This is a genomic window from Achromobacter sp. Marseille-Q4954, from assembly GCF_943737025.1.
In the GTDB taxonomy this organism is placed as follows: Bacteria; Pseudomonadota; Gammaproteobacteria; order Burkholderiales; family Burkholderiaceae_B; genus Achromobacter; species Achromobacter bronchisepticus_A.
The window spans coordinates 890,301-910,257 of record NZ_CALSFQ010000001.1 but is presented as its reverse complement, the minus strand read 5'-3'; the positions used below and the strand labels follow the sequence as shown (position 1 = coordinate 910,257).

Annotated in this window: 19 protein-coding genes; 5 read left to right on the top strand and 14 right to left on the bottom strand. The window is 67.7% G+C overall.

What is annotated here, in order from left to right; genetic code table 11:
• Positions 1–7: 7 nt before the first annotated feature.
• A complete protein-coding gene (locus NGK62_RS04150) occupies positions 8–1,063 on the top strand; it encodes a hypothetical protein (protein ID WP_251877539.1) in 1,056 nt (351 codons plus the stop codon).
• Positions 1,064–1,130: 67 nt separating this feature from the next.
• Positions 1,131–1,559: a VOC family protein gene (locus NGK62_RS04145; RefSeq protein WP_059375152.1), complete on the top strand. Its 429-nt coding sequence runs from the start codon at positions 1,131–1,133 to the stop codon at positions 1,557–1,559.
• Positions 1,560–1,581: 22 nt separating this feature from the next.
• Here NGK62_RS04145 and NGK62_RS04140 read toward each other — a convergent pair whose 3' ends face one another.
• The 9 genes from NGK62_RS04140 to NGK62_RS04100 form a co-directional block, all read right to left on the bottom strand.
• Complete coding sequence (locus NGK62_RS04140) at positions 1,582–2,286, bottom strand: ABC transporter ATP-binding protein (protein WP_059375149.1); 705 nt, start codon at positions 2,284–2,286, stop codon at positions 1,582–1,584.
• Positions 2,286–3,002 carry an ABC transporter ATP-binding protein gene (locus tag NGK62_RS04135; protein WP_059375147.1) on the bottom strand — a complete coding sequence of 239 codons (717 nt, stop codon included), beginning with the start codon at positions 3,000–3,002 and terminating at the stop codon, positions 2,286–2,288. The genes NGK62_RS04140 and NGK62_RS04135 overlap by 1 nt, the downstream gene beginning before the upstream one ends.
• On the bottom strand, positions 2,999–4,012 hold the full coding sequence (locus NGK62_RS04130; RefSeq protein WP_059375144.1) for a branched-chain amino acid ABC transporter permease: 1,014 nt from the start codon (positions 4,010–4,012) through the stop codon (positions 2,999–3,001). The genes NGK62_RS04135 and NGK62_RS04130 overlap by 4 nt, the downstream gene beginning before the upstream one ends.
• The gene (locus tag NGK62_RS04125; protein ID WP_059375141.1) at positions 4,012–4,893 is read right to left on the bottom strand and encodes a branched-chain amino acid ABC transporter permease; all 882 of its coding nucleotides are present in this window, start codon (positions 4,891–4,893) and stop codon (positions 4,012–4,014) included. The genes NGK62_RS04130 and NGK62_RS04125 overlap by 1 nt, the downstream gene beginning before the upstream one ends.
• A 69-nt stretch (positions 4,894–4,962) precedes the next feature.
• A complete protein-coding gene (locus NGK62_RS04120; protein ID WP_059375137.1) occupies positions 4,963–6,222 on the bottom strand; it encodes an ABC transporter substrate-binding protein in 1,260 nt (419 codons plus the stop codon).
• A gap of 49 nt (positions 6,223–6,271) precedes the next feature.
• On the bottom strand, positions 6,272–7,501 hold the full coding sequence (locus NGK62_RS04115) for a serine hydrolase domain-containing protein (RefSeq protein WP_118931799.1): 1,230 nt from the start codon (positions 7,499–7,501) through the stop codon (positions 6,272–6,274).
• A 1-nt stretch (position 7,502) separates the two neighbouring features.
• On the bottom strand, positions 7,503–8,432 hold the full coding sequence (locus NGK62_RS04110) for a phytanoyl-CoA dioxygenase family protein (protein WP_059375132.1): 930 nt from the start codon (positions 8,430–8,432) through the stop codon (positions 7,503–7,505).
• A gap of 22 nt (positions 8,433–8,454) precedes the next feature.
• Positions 8,455–9,987 (bottom strand): class I adenylate-forming enzyme family protein, encoded by a 1,533-nt coding sequence (locus NGK62_RS04105; RefSeq protein ID WP_165867784.1) that lies wholly within the window; start codon positions 9,985–9,987, stop codon positions 8,455–8,457.
• Complete coding sequence (locus tag NGK62_RS04100; RefSeq protein ID WP_118931801.1) at positions 9,984–10,832, bottom strand: phytanoyl-CoA dioxygenase family protein; 849 nt, start codon at positions 10,830–10,832, stop codon at positions 9,984–9,986. The genes NGK62_RS04105 and NGK62_RS04100 overlap by 4 nt, the downstream gene beginning before the upstream one ends.
• Before the next feature lie 164 nt (positions 10,833–10,996).
• Here NGK62_RS04100 and NGK62_RS04095 point away from each other — a divergent pair, with 164 nt between their 5' ends.
• Positions 10,997–11,962, top strand: coding sequence for an AraC-like ligand-binding domain-containing protein (locus tag NGK62_RS04095; protein ID WP_059375126.1), 966 nt, complete (start codon positions 10,997–10,999; stop codon positions 11,960–11,962).
• A gap of 7 nt (positions 11,963–11,969) precedes the next feature.
• Here the strand turns inward: NGK62_RS04095 and NGK62_RS04090 are convergent, their stop codons facing one another.
• The 5 genes from NGK62_RS04090 to NGK62_RS04070 form a co-directional block, all read right to left on the bottom strand.
• Positions 11,970–12,290, bottom strand: coding sequence for a DUF4148 domain-containing protein (locus NGK62_RS04090; protein WP_059375125.1), 321 nt, complete (start codon positions 12,288–12,290; stop codon positions 11,970–11,972).
• A gap of 299 nt (positions 12,291–12,589) precedes the next feature.
• Positions 12,590–13,675, bottom strand: a complete 1,086-nt coding sequence (locus NGK62_RS04085) for a helix-turn-helix transcriptional regulator (protein ID WP_059375123.1) — start codon at positions 13,673–13,675, stop codon at positions 12,590–12,592.
• Positions 13,676–13,959: 284 nt separating this feature from the next.
• A complete protein-coding gene (locus NGK62_RS04080; protein WP_251877537.1) occupies positions 13,960–15,048 on the bottom strand; it encodes an ABC transporter substrate-binding protein in 1,089 nt (362 codons plus the stop codon).
• A complete protein-coding gene (locus NGK62_RS04075; protein ID WP_251877535.1) occupies positions 15,038–16,507 on the bottom strand; it encodes a sensor histidine kinase in 1,470 nt (489 codons plus the stop codon). Before NGK62_RS04075 ends, NGK62_RS04080 begins: the two co-directional genes overlap by 11 nt.
• Positions 16,464–17,171 carry a response regulator transcription factor gene (locus NGK62_RS04070; protein ID WP_118931804.1) on the bottom strand — a complete coding sequence of 236 codons (708 nt, stop codon included), beginning with the start codon at positions 17,169–17,171 and terminating at the stop codon, positions 16,464–16,466. Before NGK62_RS04070 ends, NGK62_RS04075 begins: the two co-directional genes overlap by 44 nt.
• Positions 17,172–17,828: 657 nt before the next feature.
• Between NGK62_RS04070 and NGK62_RS04065 the strand changes: the two genes are divergently transcribed.
• Together NGK62_RS04065 and NGK62_RS04060 are read left to right on the top strand one after the other, a co-directional pair.
• The gene (locus NGK62_RS04065) at positions 17,829–19,169 is read left to right on the top strand and encodes a CitMHS family transporter (protein WP_059375112.1); all 1,341 of its coding nucleotides are present in this window, start codon (positions 17,829–17,831) and stop codon (positions 19,167–19,169) included.
• 38 nt (positions 19,170–19,207) lie between these two features.
• Complete coding sequence (locus NGK62_RS04060; RefSeq protein WP_054450373.1) at positions 19,208–19,948, top strand: SDR family oxidoreductase; 741 nt, start codon at positions 19,208–19,210, stop codon at positions 19,946–19,948.
• Positions 19,949–19,957: the final 9 nt, after the last annotated feature.

Genomic DNA, 19,957 nt, shown 5'->3' with positions numbered 1-19,957 from the left:
CATCTCCATGACTGCTTCCGACACGACATTCGCCGCCGCGCTTCGTACTCCCGTCACCACTGCCGACGATCTGGACCCGCTGGATCAGTTCTTCCAGCGCCCCGAGGTCAGCGCCTTTCTTGCCAGGGCCCGCGAACCTGGGCAGGCCGACGCCAGTCTGCGGATCTGCGCCGACCTGCTGCCGACGCTGCACCCCGGTCGCGCCGCCGCGTTGGCCTTGATGTGCGGCTCGCTGGTGGAGGATGGCGCCGATCCGGAGGTGCTCTTTGCCGTCCTGCAAGACTTGCTGCGGCAGTGGCTGCGCACCCTGAGTCCGTATTGCGCGCAGGAGGTCGAGGATGACGACGATGAGGTGGAGGAGGCCGACCGACAGGCCTGGCAGGACGCCAGGTCGCGCATGGCCGACGTACCCGAAGACCGGCGCTGGGAGGTGGAGGCCTTGCACCAGGCGGCGGACCTGCTGGTGCTGCCGATGATGACCATGGTCCTGCGCGATCGCCGCAATCACGCCGCCCTGGTGTCCGACGCGGAATTGATGGCGCTGCTGCATCCCATGGCCACCAGCAACGACAGCCTGCCCTTCGAGAATCTGCATTATCTGTGGCTGGCCTCGCAGCTGGGTTACGAGGATGAACTGGTGGTGCTGCTGCCGGCTTCCATGACAGGCTTCATTGCCAGGGCGCATGCCGTGAACAACAACTTCCACGCATTCACGTTGCTGCAGATCATCATCGGCGAGCATGCGCAGGCGCTGGGCGTGAAGCGCGAGATCGCGCCGCGCGAACCGGATCAGGACGGCGATACCGCTGATTTCCAATGGCTGCAGGCCGACGCCTATGCCGATGGCGCGCTGATCGACGCCATGCGCTACGCGTGGGGCGAGGCGGCGCTGCGCCACAACGCCTCACGCCACGGCAGACGCGTGCTGATCGCGCTGGAAACGGACGAAGGCATGAAACGCAATTGGTCCGGGTTCAACGGCGCCATGCACGAGGCGCAGCAGCCGTCCATGACATTCACGCGCTATCTCACGCGTGACGAGGTGGCTTCGTACCTGGCTTGAACCGGCGCGGACGGGGCCGCATGCCGAAAGGTATAGTCAAAGGCTCCCCATCCAACAGGAGCGCCACATGCAGACCAATGAAATCCATCGCGGCCGGCTGATCGACCACATCCAGCTGGTGGTGCGGGACCTGGCGGCCAGCCAGCGGTTTTATCAAGCGGTTTTCGATGCGTTGAAGGTACCGATGGGCGGCACGGGCGACGGCTATTTCTGGGCCGACGAGTTGTTCGTGTCCACGCCCGACAGCAAGGCCGCGGCGGGGCAACTGACCGGACGCCATCATCTTGCGTTCCAGGCGCAGGACCAGGCCATGGTCGATGCCTTCTACAAGGCGGCGCTGGCCCATGGCGGCAAGGACAACGGCGCGCCGGGTTTCCGGGACTACCACCCGGGGTATTACGGCGCCTTCGTGCTGGATCCGGATGGCAACAACATCGAGGCCGTGTTCCACGGCGAGGCGCGGCGCAGCGCGCCCTCGGTCAAAGTGACGTTCTGAGCCGCGCGCCGTCGTCCCGTGGTCACACCCCCAGGTAGGCGCGGCGCAGTCCTTCATCGGCCAGGAGTTCGGCGCCGGGCCCGGACATGACGATCTCGCCGTGTTCCAGCACATAGCCGCGCGCGGCCATGCTGAGCGAGCGGTGCACGTCCTGCTCCACCAGCAGAATGGTGATGCCGCGCGCGTTGATGAGCGGCAGCTTGTCGAAGATGTCCTTGACCATGATGGGTGCCAGTCCGATGGACGGCTCGTCCAGCAGCAGGAGCTTGGGCGAGGTCATCAGCGCGCGGCCGATGGCCAGCATCTGCTGCTCGCCGCCGCTGAACGAGCGGGCGAGCTGGCGGCGGCGTTCTCGCAGGCGCGGGAACAGTTGATAGACCCAGTCCAGGTTGTCGCGGCTGCGGCGCTTGTCGCGCAACACGTCGGCGCCGACCAGCAGATTGTCCTCGACGTCCATGTGGCCGAACAGGCGGCGGCCTTCCATGACCTGGGCCATGCCCAGGCGCGCCACCAGGTGCGCGGGCAGGCCGCTGATGCGCTCGCCCAGGAAGCGGACCTCGCCGGCCAGCGCGGGCAGGGAGCCCATGACGGTGCGGATCAGCGTGCTCTTGCCGGCGCCGTTGGCGCCAACCAGGCTGACGATCTCGCCTTCGCCCACGTGCAGGTCCACGCCGCGCAGCACCTGTACGTCGCCGTAGCCGGCGTCCAATTGGCGGATTTCGAGCATCAGGCGGCCTCCCCGAGATAGGCGCGCACCACCTGCGGATCGCGGGCGACCTGCTGCGGCAGACCGTCGGCGATCTTGCGCCCCTGCTGGATGACGACGATGCGGTCGGATAGTTGCATGATGGCTTTCATATTGTGTTCGATCACCAGGACGCTGATGCCGTCGCCGCGCAACGACAGGATCAGCGCCACCATTTCCTCGGTCTCCACCGGCGTCAGGCCCGCCATCACTTCGTCCAGCAGTAGCAGACGAGGCTGGGTAGCCAGGGCCTTTGCGACTTCCAGGCGCTTGCGGCCAGACAGGGTGAGGGTGCGTGCGATTTGGTGCTCGCGTCCGGCCAGGCCGACGCGGGCCAGCACGGCTTGGGCGATTTCCTCGGCCTGGGCTGGCGCGCGGTGGCGCAGAAAGGCGCCGATCATGGCGTTCTCCAGCACCGTCATGTCGCCGAATGGCTTCACGATCTGGAACGTGCGTGCGAGTCCAGCGGCGCAGATGCGCGCTGGGTCCTGGCCGTTGATGCGGGCGCCGTTGAAGCGGATGTCGCCGCTGCTGGGTGGCACGAAGCCGGAGGCCATGGCGAACAGCGTGGTCTTGCCGGCGCCGTTGGGACCGATCAGGCCGACGATCTCGTCGGCGCCGACGGCGAAGCTGACCTCGTCGGAGGCTCGTACGCCGCCGAAATTGCGGCTGACATTATGGAATTCGAGCAGGTTCATCGCGTGCTTCCCATTGCGGGGCCGGCCGCCTTGGCAGGCGCGCCGGCGGCGCGCACAGGCGCTTTGGCGCGGCGGGACAGTATCGCCATCAGTCCTCGCGGCTCCCAGCGGATAACGATCATCAGCAAGAGGCCATACAGCATCATGTCGGCTCCCACCATGCCCCCGGTCAGCGAGCGCGCCAGTTCTTCGCCAGGCAACAACAGCAGCGCGCCCAGCACCGGCCCCCAGAGCGTGCCGCGTCCGCCGATGATGCAGACCACGGCAATGACGACGCTGAGATTGGCGCCGAACACCTTGTCCGGGCTGATGTAGAGCACGAACTGTGCATAGAAGGTGCCGCCCAGTGCCGTCATGGCCGCGCTCAGCATGGCCGCGGTGAGCTTGTAGCGGCGCACGGGCACGCCCAGCGCCATTGCCGCGTCCTGGTCGTTGCGCACGGCCGTCAGGCAGTAGCCGAAACGGCTGCGCAGCACGTGGCGGTTGATCAGCAACGCGGCGATGGTAAAGGCCAGCGCCACAATGTAGTAATAGGCCTTGCCGGTATGCTGGAAGTACAGCGGCGCGTCGCGCAGCAAAGTAACCTCCATGCCGCGCGGCCCGCCCAGCAGGGTATCGGCGTTTTCCACCAGGGTCTTGAGCACCATGCATGAGGCGATCGTGGCCAGCGCGAAGTAGGCGCCGCGCAATTGCAGGCAGGACAACCCCACGATCAGCGCCGCTCCCATGGCCACGGCGGCGCCGGCCCACATGCCTAGCCAGGGGCTGATGCCCAGGTTCACGAACAGCCAGGTCGAGGTATAGGCGCCCAGCCCGAAGTACGCGGCATGGCCCAGCGAGAGCTGGCCGGCAATGCCGCCCAGGATGTTCCACGACAGCGCCAGATAGGCGTACAGCAGCGTCATGGCGCCTACCGACAGCAGGTATTGGTTGCCGCTGGCCAGCGGCAGCAGCGCCAACAGGCCCAGCGCGGCGATGCCGGCGGCCGAAGTCTTTGTGGTCTTGGCCATTATTCGTTCTCCACGCCGAACAGCCCGCTGGGCCGGAAATACATGGTGGCGAGAAACAGCAGGAAGATGAGCGCCTCGGCGTAAGTGATGGGAATCAGCTGGCTGCCGACCGATTCCAGCACGCCGACCAGGATGCCGCCCCAGAACGCGCCGGCCACCGAACCGATGCCGCCCAGCACGACGATGACGAAGGCGCGCAGGCCGAAGATGTCGCCGACGAAGGGGTTGACCGGATAGAGCGGCAGCAGCAGCGCACCGGCCGCGCCCAGCACCAGCAGGCCGATGGCGAACGACAGCCGGTAGACGCGGGCGCTGTCTATGCCCAACACGCTGGCGGCTTCGCGGTCCTGACCGGTGGCGCGGATGGCGCGGCCGGTGCGCGTGTGACGCAGGAACAGCACCAGGGCTGCCGTGATCAGGCAGGCGAAGAACAGGCCGGCGATCTGCGGATAGGTAAAGATCAGGTCGCCGGGCATCCAGACCTCGTTGGCCCAGGGCGCGTCGATGGTGCGGCTGTCGGGACCGGCCAGCGCCAGAAAGGCGTTGTCCAGGAAGATCCACAGGCCGGTGGTGAAGATCAGCACGCCGATCGGCTCGCGCGAGTTTTCCTTGCGGTAGATGCCGTCGAGCAGCCAGCGCTGGCAGGCATAGCCGACGACGAACAGCGCCGCCGCCGTGAGCGGCATGGCGGCCAGCGGGTGCAGGCCGAAATGGCTGGTGAGCGCGAAGCAGACGTACATGGACATCATCAGAAAGGCGCCGTGGGCGAAATTGATGATCTTCATGACGCCGAACTGCAGGCTGAGGCCTAGCGCGATCAGGCCGTAGACGGCACCGCTGGCGATACCGCCCAACAGCGCCTGGAGTAGGGTATTGGTCAAGGGGAAGCTCCTAGCGATAACGGGGCGCCAGCGCCACGCGCGGGGCGTGGCGCGGCGGCGCCGGGTCGGTCAGGGCTGGGCGGCGGGCCAGACCATCTTGTAGGACTTGGAAGCCAGGTTTTCCGGCCACACGGTGCGGTACTGGCCGTCGGGCGTGATCTGCTGCATGACGTAGCGCTTCTCGGGGTTCTGGCCCTTGGCGTCGATCACGATGTCATAGCCCACCAGCTTGTTCAGGTCAGTGCCTTGCATCCTGGTCTGGGCCAGGGCGTCGCGGATGGCCTCGGGATCGGCGCGGCCGGCGCGCTCCAGCGCGTCCTTGATGACCCAGACCGCGGCGTAGGCGCTGACCGACAGTTCGTTGGGATCGACCTTGTAGGCGGCGACGAAATCGTCCCAGAACTTCTGGGCGAACGGCGTGGTGATGGACGACTCGTAGCCGGCCCAGCCGTTGGTGGTGTAGACATTGCCGGCGATTTCCTTGCCGACCAGCGGAATGAAGGTGCTGTCGATCTGGCCGGCCGCGCTGCCGACGTAGGTCGAGCCGACCCGCATTTGCGCCAGCAGCTTGTGCAGTTGCACCGCGTCGGCGCCATAGGAGGTTACGGTGACGACATCAGGCTTCTTGCCCTTGATCTTCAGCACCAGCGGACGCAGGTCGGGCGAGTTGGGCGGGTATCCCTCGTCCAGCACCAGATCGATGCCGGCTGCCTTGAACTTGGCGCGCAGCGTGTTGGCCATGTCCTGGCCCCAATCGGTGTTCTCATAGACCATGGCGACGGTCTTGGCTGGCTTGCCGGTGGTCTTGCCCGCGTATTGAATGAAGTCGGCCATGCTCTCGGCATTGCCCGAGGCCGGGATCTGCGTGGGACGGAATACGTACTTGAAGCCGCGCTCGGTGATGTCGGCCTTGGCAGCCAGGTCCACTACCCACGGCACCCGATTCTTTTCCGCGACGGCCGTGGCGGGGAAGGTCACGCCGCTTTGGAACGCGCCCAGCAGCACCGGGGTCTTCTCGCGGGTAATCAGGCGTTCGACCTCGGTCATGGCGACCTTGGCGTCGCCCCGGGTGTCCACTTCGACCAGTTGCAATTGCGCCCCGCCCAGCGCCTTGATGCCGCCGGCGTCGTTGATGTGCTTGACGGCCAGATGCGTGGCGCGCGACATATCCTTGCCGATGGAGGCTGTGGCGCTGCCCGATAGCGGAATCAGATAGCCGATCTTCACCGGGTCGGCGGCCATGGCGGCGCCGTGGACCAGCAGGGTGGCGCCGGCGGCGGCGAAGAGATGCCGCAGGACGGAGGGGCGATAGGGAAAGCTCGTGCTCATGAGAATTTGTCTCCAGTATTTTTTGTGATTAGTGTGTGCCGCGTTGGCGTCAGTCTGGCGGCCCCGCGCCCAGAGCCGCGTGCGTCGCGCGCACCAGGCGGTGCGCGCGTTCATCGAGCAGCACGGTGCGGCCCATGCGGTTCATGGTGTAGGCAAAGGAAAGCCGGCGCTGCGGCCAGGCGAAAGCCAACGATCCGCCGGCGCCCGTGTGGCCGTAGGCCTCGCTGCCGAAGCAGGCGCTGTCCAGGCCCTGTGCACGGTTGTCCATCTGGCGCATGAAGCCGCTGGCGTAGCGCGTAGGCACGCGCAGGCAGGCGTCGTCGTCCGTGCGCGCCGACAGGGCGGCGGCCGCAGCCAGCGTGTCCTCGCGCAGCAGGCGCACGCCGCCGCGCGCGCCGCCCAGCGCCAGCGTGCCGTACAGGCGGGCCAGACTGCGCGCATTGCCGATTCCGCCCGCCGCGCACAGCCCGGCTGCACGGCCCGCGCGGCTGTTGAAGCCGGAAGGGCGCCAGCCGCCGGTATTCTTGGCGTATAGCGCGGTGGGGCTTGCGGGCTCATCCTTCAGTGACTGTTCGAAGGGACTGAACGGCGCTTGCGGCGCCGGCGGCGGCACGATGGGCGCTACCCGCGCTTCCTCGGTTGCCGGCAGGCCTATCCAGAAGTCCAGGTCCAGCGGCTGCGCGATATGGCGGCGGAAAAACTCGCCCGGCATGCTGCCGCCCAGCCTGCGCACCAGTTCGCCGACCAGCCAGCCGTAGGTCAGGCCGTGGTAAGCCACCCGTTCGCCCGGGATCCAGAAAGGCGCGGCGGCGGCCAGCCGGCCAGCCATGCCTTCCCAGTCGAAGGCGGCGTCCGCGGGCAAGGGTTCACGCAGCGCGGGCAAGCCTGCGGTGTGGTTGAGCAGCATGCGCGGGGTGGTGCCGGCCTTGCCCGCTGCGGCGTATTCGGGCCAGTAGCGGATGACAGGCGCGTCCAGGTCCAGTTCGCCGGCTTCGGCCAGCATGTGGGCGCAGAGCGCCGTGGCGGGCTTGGTGTTGGAGAACACGATACAGACGGTGTCGCGTTGCCAGGGCCGGCTGTGGTCCGTGTCGGCCCATCCGGCCCACAGGTCGACCACCGGATTGCCGTCGACCTCGATGGCGACGGACGCGCCCAGCTCGCCGCCGTCCTGGAAGTTGCGCGCGAACGCGGCGCGTACCGGTTCGAAGGCGGGATCGCAGTAGCCGTGGATGGCCGGGGGCGCGGTTGCTGGCGCCTGGGGCGAGGTCGCGGCGCCCATGTCAGCGCGTCAACGGCGCGCGTGCGCCGTAGCCCAGCAGATAGCGCGCATCGTGGGACAACGCGGCCGCGACGCCTGCGGGCAGGGTGCTGGTGAAGTCGGCGAAGCCGCGCAGCCAGGACACGTTGTAGTTGCAGAGTATGGCGCGGCGCTCGCGGTCGGTATGGTTCGGGCCGGAGCGGTGCCAGGTATTGGACAGCCAGATGGCGACCGAGCCGGCGGGCGCGGTCAGCGTGACCTCGCCGTCCAGCGGGCCGCTGCCCCAGGGCGGCGACTTGCGCAGCTTGTGGCTGCGCGGCATGACGCGCGTGGCGCCGTTGTCGGCGGTGAAGTCGTCCAGCATCCAGACGTTCTGCAGCGTCAGCGGAAACTCCGGCAGCGGCTCGGCGATCTGGCCCAGCGGCGCGTCCACGTGCCAGGCGCCGCCGCCCGTGCCGGGGCCGATGCTGGTGGCCTGGAAGTCGTGCAGGTTGCAGTCCTGGCCCATTACGCTGCGCACCATCGGCAGCACCACCGGGTGCTCGATCAGCGGGATCATGTCGGGCGCCTTGTTCAGCAGGTTCCAGACGCGTTGCGACTTGTCGTCGTCGAACAGGGTGGGCAAGTGCAGGAAGTTCTTCGACACTTTGTTGATGGGTACCGGCCAGCGCGTGTTTTCGTTGTCGCGGCGGTACTGGTGCACGCGCGCCACCATGCGCTGCGCTTCCATGTCGCTCACCGTGTAGTGGCGCTTATAGTAGGCCAGGATGTCGTCATCGTCTTCGTGCCGTTCGTCGTCCAGCGGGAACGGATCGGCGCGTTCGGCGGCCATCAGGCTGGCGACGCGCTCGCGCGCCTGTTCCAGTTGCGCGGCGTCCAGCACGTTTTCAATGACGGCGTAACCTTCTTCGGCGAGCTGGCGTTGCAGCGCCTGCAGATCGAGTTGCTTCATGTTCCTCCCCTTGTGTTGAATGTCACTGCGAAATCGGACCGGGCGCGGCCACGGGGGCCAGTGCGCCGCGTGCGAGCTTGCCGATGCTGGTGCGCGGCAGGGCTTCCGCCGCGCCTATGCGGCGCGGCACTTTGTAGCCGGCCAGATGTGCGGCGCAATGGGCTTGCAGGGCGTCGGGGTCCAGGCGCTGGCCCGGCGCGGGCGTGACCCATGCGTGCACCACCTGTCCCAGCCGCTCGTCGGCCACGCCGAAGGCGGCGGCTTCGCCGACCTCGGGGCGCGACAGCAGCACCTGCTCCACTTCCAGCGGATAGACCTTGAAACCACCCACGTTGATGCAGTCGTGCCGCCTGCCTTGCAGGTGGAGATAGCCTTCGTCATCCAGGACCGCGACGTCGCCGGTGTAGAACCAGCCCGCGCGCAGCGCCTGCGCGGGCTGGCGGTAACCGGCCATCACGTGCGGACCGCGCACGCGGATCTCGCCGGGCTGGCCGGGCGGCAGAGGCCGGTCGCCATGGTCCAGATCCACCACCTGCAGCTCGCCGCCCGGAACCGGCAGACCCACGGAACCTGGCTTGCACGGGCGGTGCATGGGGTTGAACGCCAGGCAAGGGCCGGCTTCGCTCATGCCGTAGCCTTCGTAGATGGGACACCCCGCGCGCTGCTCGAAGCGCGCCAGGGTTTCGCGCGGCAGCGGCGCCGCGCCGGAGAAGCAGGCGCGCAGGCTGGCCATGCGTTCCGGACTGAGAGCGGGGTTCAGCAGCAAGTCGTGGAAGATGGCAGGCGCGCCCGGCAGCAGCGTGACGCGATGGGCGGCGATGGCGTCTATCGTGCGGGCGGCATCGAAGCGCCGCATCACCACCAGTTCGCCCCGGGCATGCAGGCTGAGGTAGAGCGACATGGCGACCGCCGACACGTGGAATAGCGGCATTACGCAGAGCACTACCTCCGATTCGCGCCGCGTCGGCAGCCAGGCTTCGCGCTGCGCGATGTTGTAGGCGATCTGCCGGTGCAGGATGTTCACACCCTTGGGGCGTCCGGTGGTGCCGCCGGTGTATTGCAGCGTGGCCAGGTCTTCGTGCCGGGGCAGGTCTTCGGGCAGGGCGCAGGCCTGCGGCAGCATCTCCAGCAGGCCGGCGCCGTTGCCTATACGGAGTATGGCGCCGGCATCCAGGCCGGGACACAGGGCGTGCAGGTCCAGCTTTACGCTGTCGTCGTGCAGCAGCATGCAAGGCGCGGCGTCGTGCAGCATGTAGGCCAGTTCGCGTTCGCGGTAGCCGGGATTCAACGGTACGGCCTGCGCGCGCAGCGCGTGCACGGCAAAGGTGGCGACGGCCAGGTCCAGCGAGTTCTGCATCAGCAGCGCCACCCGGTCGCCGGGCCGCACGCGCTCGCCCAGGCGGCGCGCCAATGCGCCGGCCAGGCCGGCGTATTGCGCGTAGTTCAGGCGTACGCCTTCGAAGAACAGCGCGGGCAGATCGGGCGTTTCGCGGGCGGCGTCGCGCAGCAGATGGATCACCGAGTCCGGGACGGCGGGCAGGGCGGGGGAGTTCATGTCTTGCGCTCGGCGGCCTTGCGGGCGGCCTTGGCGTCGCTGGCCTGCCATACCGTGGGCCGGCCTGCCCCGCCCAACAGGGTAATGGGGTCGGCGTTGTCGATGTGGCCGTACTGCCCCTTGTAGATGCTGTAGCCGCACAATTCCTGCAGGCGGCGCGGAAAGCTTCGCGCCACCTCGGCCGGAATGCCGAGTTGCAGGTTTTCCTGTTGCCGCATCCAGCCGGCGCAGTAGTAGCACGACAGGGCGTAGCGGCGCGCATTGCTGTTGTTGGCGCCGCCCTTGTGCCACAGTGCGCTGTCGAACAGCATGACGCTGCCTGCCTTCATGGTGGCTTGCACCGTGTCTATATCCTGCGCGCCATAGGGCGGCGACGAATCGTAGCGATGACTGCCCGGCACGATGTGGGTGGCGCCGTTCTCGGCCGTGAAATCGCTCAAGGCCCAGATGGCGTTGACCGCCAGCGGCGGGCGCGGGCGCGGCAAGGCCAGCTGCTGAGTGTCTTCGTGCAACGGCTGGGCGCCTTGTCCTGGCGCCAGCGTCAGCGAGCACAGCGACGACAGCAGCAGCTCACGGTCCAGCAGGCGTTCGGCCAGGCCCAGCACGTCGGGCTGCAGCGGCACGTCCCAGAAGCGCGGATCGTAGACCAGCAGGTTGTTGATGCGCACCGTCTTGCGGCCTTCGAACGAGGTCTGGGCATAACCGAGGTTGTGCTCGGCCTCGATCCGGATCAGGGCTTCCTGCAGCTGGCTGACCTGCTCGGGCGGGATGATCCCGGGCAGCACCACGAAGCCGTCGCGTTCAAAGGCTGCGATCCGCTCGTCGAGCGGTTCGGGCGTGGACATCTCTTGTCTCCTGATGGGGCCTGGATCTGCGTCCGGCGGTATAGGTCTGTGCGTATAATCGGCCGGTAGTCTTCGCCCTGCCAGCGCGTAGCGTCCACGGCAGTGGCGCAAAGCGTCCATCCCCTAGAAGATGGCGGCCCCATCGGCATGATCCGGTACTCAAGATGAGCGCGCAGGCCTACCACCACACCACCGATGTCATAGCGCCGCAGGATCAGTTCGCGTATTGGCGCGATGCGATCTGCGATGCCTACGTGCCGCTCGAACCCGAGCGCGACGCCGCGCGCAGCTTTCGCGGCCAGATCGACGGCCTGTTGCTGCCGGATCTGCACGGCTCGACCATTACTGCCCAGTCCCATGTGGTCAGGCTGTCCGCAGCCGGTCTCTCGGCCCGCACGCAATCTCCGTTCTTCGCCAATTTGCTGTGTGCGGGCGAGGCTCTGGTCTCGCAGGACGGAAGCGCCATGCGCGCGCAGGCCGGCGACGTTTATGTGGTGGATTGCGCGTCGCCCTGGGAAGTCGACTTCCGCACCGATTTCCGCATGTTCTGCATCGAAATCCCGGAAGGCCTCCTGCGGCCGCAACTGGGCCGCCGCGGACGGCTGGCCACGCCGGTGCTGGACGGAAGTTCAGGGGCGGGGCGGGTGCTGGCCAGCTACATGCGCCTGGTCAGCGAATTGCCGGCAAACGAGTTGCAGCAGGTGCAGGCGCTGATGGTCAGGCATTGCAGCGAACTGCTGTCGCGGACCCAGCTCGAAGGGGCGGATGCCGGCGCGCAGATCGCCGAACGGGTGCGCCATGAAGTCCTGGACCGCATTCTGGCGCTGGTGCAGCGCCGTCTGGCCGACCCTGGCCTGACGCCGGTCTCGGCCAGCGAGGAGCTCGGCATCTCCCGCAGCTATCTGTTCAAGATCATGGCCGAGCATGGTTTGAGCTTTAGCGCCCACGTGCGGCAGTGCCGGCTGGAGAAATGCCGCCAGGCCATCGAAACCCAGCCTGGCCGCTCCATCGCGGACATCGCCGCCAGCTGGGGATTCGAGGAAGTTTCCACATTCAATCGGGCGTACCGCGCGCACTATGGCCGCTCGCCAGGCAGCGAGCGCGGCGGTGCGCCCTCGCGGGCAGGATAGCGGCGCATCACCACTTGCTCTGGCCCTGCGGCTGCTGCATCTGTGGGGAGTTTGCCGGCCTGACCGTGTCCACATACTTCCTGTAGGCGGCGACGTATTCGGGGCTGTTGATGTCCGGGGTGCTGTCGCTGTCCCAGTTTCTTTCAACGCCGGATTGCTTCCAGGCTGCCAGGTCGCGTTCGACCTGATCGCGGCTGAGTTGGACGTCCGACGGGGGCGCAGCGGTGGTGGGGGCGACGGCCGTTTGCGCGACGGCGGGGCCGGAGAGCAGGGCGCAGGCCGCCAGGACGACGGGGATCATGGCGCGGACGGTTAGGGCAGTTTTCATGAAATGCTCCTGATGACGTGAGTGACCGCAGCATTGGAAACCGGTGTCCATGGGGGCTTGCGGCAATGCAGCCCGGGGCAGGGACAGCTGCGCTACCGGATTGGCGCATTGGTATTTTTCTTGGGCAGGCCGGCCCGGCCCGCGGCGCGCGCGGACACGCACCTGGCGCCTTTGCGCTGCCAGGTTTACGACTCGGGCCGGAGAGGACGTCCGGGCCTCATGCCTTCGTGCTCATCGTAGGACGGTGCGAGTAGGCGCCACATACTCAATATTGGGTACGTCGTGCCGGCGGCGCACGCTCACAGCAGCGAGGCGAGCCTGACCAGTTCGGACTGGCGGTTGCATTCCATTTTGTTGAGCAGGGATGCGACCTGTTTACGCACGGTCAGCACCGAGGCATGGCGCAGCGTGGCGACTTCCTCCACGCTATGTCCCATCGCAAGTCCGGCCAGCACCGCGGCTTCCGCGTGCGTGATGGCGAACACGGCTTCCAGCCTGTCGACGTCGGGTTGGGCGAAGGCGCTCTTTCTGCGCATGCGCACCAGCAGCATGCGGTTGCCGATCAGGCTCAGCGCTTGCGGGGCCGCGCTGATGTCGATCCAGGTCAATTCGCCCCATCCGGCGGCGGCCGCCAGCGACCGCGCCTTGCCGTCGCGCGCGACCGCCTGGCAATACGCGTCGAACAAGGCCTGTATCTTGGCGTCGGGATGGCGCAGCTTGCCGCCGCGCACGTTCCAGCCGTGGCCGTCGTCCAGATAGCGCGTGGCCAGGGCAGACTTCATGTTCACCATCGCGTCGCGGCTGACCAGCAGCACGGCCTCGCCCACGTCCGAGAGCGCGCTATCGATGGCTGTCCAGCCGATGGCGAGCATCTTTTCGCGCTGGGCCAACCGGTTCTTCAGCAGGCGGAAGTACTGGGCGATGTCGCCGGACTGGAGCCGTTCGCTGGCCTTGTCGTCCACGGTCGAGCGTTGAAAGGCGATGGCGGCGCGCAGCTTGGCGCTGGATTCGATCACCAGGCACAGCACTTGCGCCATGCGGTGCTTGAGCATGAAGTCCGTGTAGAACTCGGAACGCTGCAGCTGCTTGTGGCCGCACATGCTGGCGGTATCCAGCCAAGTGCCGACGGGCAGCAGCCGCGAGTCCTGTTCGACGATGTCGCAGCTGTAGTAGTGGTTGCGGTAGTCCGTGGCGGCGGCTTCGGGAAAGCTCACGGTGGACAGGTCCAGCAGCTTGTGACGGGCATCGAAGACGATCAAGGTGCCGCTGTCCGCGCCCACCATGTCGCGGGCGGTCAGCAGGATGTCGCGCCAGGGCGGATCGGGATCCGCCAGACGGTCCAGGGCTTCGATCGCGCGCCGGACGGCAATCTGGTGTTCAGCCATTTCGTGCCTCCAACTCTGGTTCAGACGCAAACGCTGTCACGCATCACAGATCGTTGTAGAGGTGGCTCCGGCCAGATCGGGGGAGCGCTGCGCGGCCATGGTTTGCCGGCGTGGGGGAGGTTGGCCTGCCTGGATTGTCGGCGGCGCTGCCACAAGGAAATTATCCTCGTAAAATCCCGGGGCGGATGAAAAAAATAGGCGCTTCGTCCGGACAAGAGGGGCCGGATCCGGAGGTGGTATCGACGTACCGGGGCATTCTTACCAGTATGCGCCGCCTGGCGGCGTCAGGGTTGCGCGCCGCCGCCGGGCGGACGGATCGCCGCGCGCCACAGATCCAGGAAATGCCGCTTCTTGAGCGCATCCAGATACACCAGCAGCCCTACGCCCAGTCCAACCGGCCGCACGCCCGCTTCCGGGTTGGCCGAAGCGCCCACCGGCCGCATGCCCGATTGCCGCGCGACCATTTCCTGGCCCCGCGGCGACAGCAGATAGTCCAGGAACATCGCGCCCAGATCCGCCCGCGGCGCCTGCTTGGGGATGATGGCGGAACGCGACAGCATCAGCGTGTAGTCCTGCGGATAGACGATGGCCAGCGGCGCGCCCTGGTCGATTCGATGCCGGGTATAGGACTCCAGCAGGTTGTAGGCCAGCGTGATCTCGCCGCGTTCGAGCTTGTCCAGCGCGTCTTCGGTGGACGCATGCACGGCGACGCGGTTGCGGCCCAGTTCGGCCAGCAGTGCGCCGGCCATGCTGTCCAGCCGCGTGTCCTGCGTGGCCGCCAGGTAGCCGATGCCGCTGCCCTCGACATCGTAGGTGGAGATGGCGCCGGCCAGGGGCTGGTCCGGCGCCTGCAGCAGGGATAGCAGCTCGCGCCGGGTGCGCGGCGCCCGCGCGGGCGCGAGCTTGCCGGTGTTGTAGACCATGACGATGGGATCGGTGCCGATGCTGAAGACCTCGTCGCGCCAGTTGGCCCAGGCCGGCAGGGCGCGGGTCTCCGGCGAGATGTGGGGTTGCGCGTAGCCGTCGTTGACCAGCTTGGTCTGCAGGTCCATGGCGCTGCTGATGACGATGTCGGGCCCGGACCGGGTGGTGGCCGCCGGCGTGGCGCGGGAGACCGTCCCGGCATACAGCTCCTGCGTGGACAGCTCGGTGTACTCCAGGCGCAGGCCGGGGTTGAGCCTGCTGAAGTCTTCCAGCACGCCGCGGAACACCTGCACGCTGTTGGAGGCATGCACGACCAATACGTTCCTGTTGTCGGCGGGTCCCAGCGTCAGGCCGCCGGCGCTGGTTTCCGCGGCGTTGCCGGCAGCAAAGGGCAGCAGCGCGGCCAGCGCCGCCAGCAGGCGCAGGGGTTTCAGGAGATCAAGCTTCATGGGGTCGGGGCGGCAGCGTGACCACGGCGTCCAGGCCGCCGCCCACGCGGTTGCTCAGGGCCAGCCGGCCCTGATGGATGTCGACCACGCGCTTGATGATGGACAGGCCCAGCCCGGCGCCGGGCGCGCGCGGGTTGGGGCCGCGCACGAAGCGCTCGAAGGCGGCATTGGCCAGCGCCGGGGGAATGCCTGGACCCTGGTCGGATACGGATATGCGCCAGCCTGCGTCCTGCGGCTCCAGCCGCACGTCGATGTGGCCTTCTTCCGTGGCGCCGTGGCGCAGGGCGTTGTCGATGAGGTTCTTGAAGGCTTCGCGCAGCATCAGGCTGTCGCCCAGCACGGTGGGGGGGCTGCCGGGCGCCGTAACGGGCAGATGCAGGCGCACATCGGGTTGGGGATCGGCTTGCGGGACCGTGTCATACACCGCCTGGCGCAGCAGCTCGGCCAGGTCCACCGGCTGGAACTGGCGCACGTTGCTGCGGTGGATGACGCTGGCGTCGCTCAGCAGCTGGTTCACCAGGCGCGAGAGTTTCTCGGCGTTGCGCAGCACGGCCAGCAGGCTGCGACGTTGTTCGGCGGGGTCCTCCTCGTCCAGCGCCACTTCCATCTGCGCGTGCAGCGCGGCCAGCGGCGTGCGCAGCTGATGGGCGGCCTCGGCGATGAAGAGGCGCAAGGTGTCGAGGTTTTCCGACAGGCGCGCCATGAAGCCGTCAAGCGAGTGCACCAGCGTGTCGAGTTCCTCGGGCACGGGAGCGGCGATGGGATGCAGGTCCGACGCGTTGCGGACAGCCAGTTCGCGTTCGATGCGGCGGATGGGCGACAGCGACCGCAGCAGGCCCCAGTAGGCCAGCGCAAGCGCCGCGGCGGTAAAGCCGATCAGCGCCAGCGTGCCTTGCCACAAGATGCCCGCCGCCAGCGCGTTGCGCGCTTCGCGGGTCTGCGCGACCTGGATGAGGGCGGTCTCGGCATTGCGGGGACCGGCGATCTTGCGTTCCATCCAGGCGATGCGCACCGGTTCGCCCTGGTAGCTGGCGTCGTACAGCCGGGGCGAATAAGCAGAGCCGTCGTTGCCGCGGCCGGGCGGCGCGGGCAGATCCGCGTAGCCGGAAATCAGCGCGCCGCCGGCGTCGCCGACGCGATAGAACACGCGGTCGCGCGGCGCCTGTTCCAGCAGCGCCAGCGAGGCGTAGGGCATATCCATGCGCCACTCGCCCTGCACCAGCTGCAGGCTGTCGGCGATGGACAGCACCGAGGCACGCAGCAACTGGTCGTAGGTGGTGTCGGCAGTCTGATTGGCGTAGCCGCGCACCAGCAGGTAGAGCGTGGCCAGGGCGGCGAAGAACAGCGCCAGCAGCATGGCCAGCAGGCGGCGCTTGATCGAGATGCGGCCCTGCGCGGCGGCGGGCCTGGCGGATTCACTCCCGGCCGGGGCCGGACGCGGCGGAGCTGTCGTGGTCATCGGTGGCGGTCAGGAGGTAGCCGGTGCCGCGCTGCGTTTCGATGCGCAGCGGCGAACCTTCGAGCTTGCGGCGCAGCCGGGCGATATAGACCTCGATGGCGTTGGGCGCGGCGTCGTCGTCGAACGCGAACAGCTTGTTGGCGATTTCGGTCTTGCTGACGGCGCGGTTCATGCCGGCCAGCAGGATTTCCAGCAGGCTGTATTCACGCTTGGGCAGTTCGATGCGCTGGCCGGCCAGCGTGACCTGGCGCGCGGCGCTGTCGATGACGAGTTCGCCAAAGCGCAGCACGCCGGCGGCCTGGGCGCTGGGACGGCGCAGCAGGGCGCGGCAACGGGCTTCCAGTTCGCGGAAATCGAAGGGCTTGGCCAGGTAGTCGTCGGCGCCGGTATCCAGGGCGTGGACGCGGTCTTCGATGTCGATGCGGGCGGTCAGCGCCAGCACGGGCGTCTTGCTGCCGCGGTCGCGCAGGCGGTGCAGGATGTCGAAGCCCGACATGCGGGGCAGGCCGATGTCCAGGATGACGAGGTCGAAGGTTTCGTATTGCAGCACGCCGTCAGCGCTGAGGCCGTCGTTCTGGCAGTCGACCGCATGGCCGAGACGGCGCAGCCGGCGCACGAGTGCGTCGGCCAGGTCCGCGTCGTCTTCGATCACCAATATGCGCATAGGGGCGATTGTCGCATGAGGGGGATGTGGGGACCCCCACGCCGCACTCGCTGCGCTCGCTTGCTGCCCCCCGAGGGGGCGCCTTCCGCCTTGGGGCGGCCCGGCGGCGGAAGGGATGGACCCCCACGCCGCACTCGCTGCGCTCGCTTGCTGCCCCCTAGGGGCGCCTTCCGCCTTGGGGCGGCCCGGCGGCGGAAGGGATGGACCCCCACGCCGCACTCGCTGCGCTCGCTTGCTGCCCCCCGAGGGGGCGCCTTCCGCCTTGGGGCGGCCCGGCGGCGGAAGGGATGGACCCCCACGCCGCACTCGCTGCGCTCGCTTGCTGCCCCCCGAGGGGGCGCCTTCCGCCTTGGGGCGGCCCGGCGGCGGAAGGGATGGACCCCCACGCCGCACTCGCTGCGCTCGCTTGCTGCCCCCCGAGGGGGCGCCTTCCGCCTTGGGGCGGCCCGGCGGCGGAAGGGATGGACCCCCACGCCGCACTCGCCGCGCTCGCTTGCTGCCCCCGAGGGACGCCTTCCGCCTTGGGGCGGCCTCACACCGCACTCGCGTTCAAAAAAACGACAGGTTGCCGACAGCTTTTATTTCTAGTCTTGCGGTCGCGCTTCCCCAGCCGGAGGCGCGCTTACACATAACAACGACTAGCCGGAGATAACCCTCATGCTTCTGACCCTGCTTGGCTTCGGCATGGTGATCACGTTCATGACGCTGATCATGACCAAGCGCCTGTCGCCGTTGGTGGCGCTGATCCTTGTCCCCATTATTTTCGCCCTGCTGGGCGGGTTCGGCTCCGGCATCGACAAGATGATGCTGGACGGCATCCGCAAGATTGCGCCCACCGGCGTGATGCTGATGTTCGCCATTCTCTACTTCGGGGTCATGATCGACGCCGGCCTGTTCGACCCCATCGTCGGCCGCATCCTGCGCGCGGTGAAGGGCGATCCGCTGAAGATCGTGGTGGGCACGACCGTGCTGGCGCTGGTGATTTCGCTGGACGGCGACGGTTCGACCACCTACATGATCGTGGTGGCGTCGATGCTGCCGCTGTACCGCCGCCTGAAGATGAACGCGCTGTCCATGACCTGTCTGGCGATGCTGGCCAGCGGCGTCATGAACCTGACGCCCTGGGGCGGCCCGACGGCGCGCGCCGCAAGCGCCTTGCACGTGGACGCGGGCGACATCTTCGTGCCGCTGGTGCCGGTGATGGGCGTGGCCATCGTCGCCATTCTGATCCTGGCGTTCTGCCTGGGCCTGCGCGAACGCCGCCGCCTGGGCGTGCTGTCGCTGCCGGACGGCGCTTCGCTGCACGCCGGCTATGACGAGGACGGCCCCAAGAACCTGCCCGAAATCGAGGTCGACCAGGACCTGCGCCGCCCCAAGCTGCTGTGGGTGAACGCCGGATTGACGCTGGCGCTGATGGTGAGCCTGGTGATGGGCGTGCTGCCGCTGCCGGTGCTGTTCATGATCGCCTTCGCCATTGCGCTGGTCATCAACTATCCGGACCTGGCCGAACAGCGCCGCCGCGTTGCGCAGCACGCGGGCAATGTGCTGTCGGTGGTGTCGCTGATTTTCGCGGCCGGGATCTTCACCGGCATCCTGTCTGGCACGGGCATGGTCGAGGCCATGTCGCGCAGCCTGCTGGCGGTGATCCCGGACGCCATGGGTCCGTACCTGGCGGGCATTACCGCGCTGGTGAGCCTGCCCTTTACCTTCTTCATGTCCAACGACGCCTTCTACTTCGGCGTGCTGCCGATCCTGAGCGAAGCGGCCCAGGGTTACGGCATTTCGCCGGTCGAGATGGCGCGCGCCTCGTTGATCGGCCAGCCCGTGCACCTGCTGAGCCCGCTGGTGCCGTCGACCTACCTGCTGGTCGGCCTGGCCGGCGTGGACTTCGGCGACCACCAGCGCTATTCGCTCAAGTGGGCCACGATGGTCTGCCTGGTGATGCTGGCCGCGGCGCTGGCGTTCGGCCTGTTCCCGCTGGTCGGCCAGATGGGCTGAGCGGCGGCGCGATACCGTCTTTTCAAAAGGGGAAGTACATGGCTTTGCGCATTGCTTACGTCACCAGCGGTATGGGCCACACCGGCACCGCGATCTGCCAGGCGCTGCACAACGCGGGACATCGCGTGGTGGCAGGCTGCGGGCCGCGCTCCTCGCGCAAGGACCACTGGCTGAAGGAACAGAAATCCCTGGGCTACGATTTCGTCGCCTCCGAGGGCGACGCCACCGATTGGGCCTCGACCGAGGCGGCCTTCGCCAAGGTGCGGCGCGAGGTCGGCGAGATCGACGTGCTGGTGAACAATGCCGGCGCCATGCTGGACATGCGCTTTCGCCAGATGAGCCAGGCGGACTGGTCGGCGGTGCTGCGCAGCAATCTGGACACGCTGTTCAACACCACCAAGCAGGTGGTCGACAGCATGGCCGACCGCGGCTGGGGCCGCATCATCAACATCGGCTCCGTGGCCGCGGAGAAAGGCCAGATCGGACAGATCAACTACGCCACCGCCAAGGGCGCCGTGATCGGCTTCACCCGTTCGCTGGCGCAGGAAGTCGCGGCGCGCGGCGTGACCGTCAACCTGGCGTCGCCGGGCTTCATCGCCGACGACACCGTGAAGGCCTTTCCGCCGGCCCTGCTGGACCGTATCGTCGAAAGCGTGCCGGTGGGCCGGCTGGGTACCGCCAAGGATCTGGCGGGGCTGTGCGCCTGGCTGGCGTCGGATGAGGCGGCGTTCGTGACGGGGGCTAACTATGCGATCAATGGCGGCGTGTATATGAGTTGAGGGCAGGGC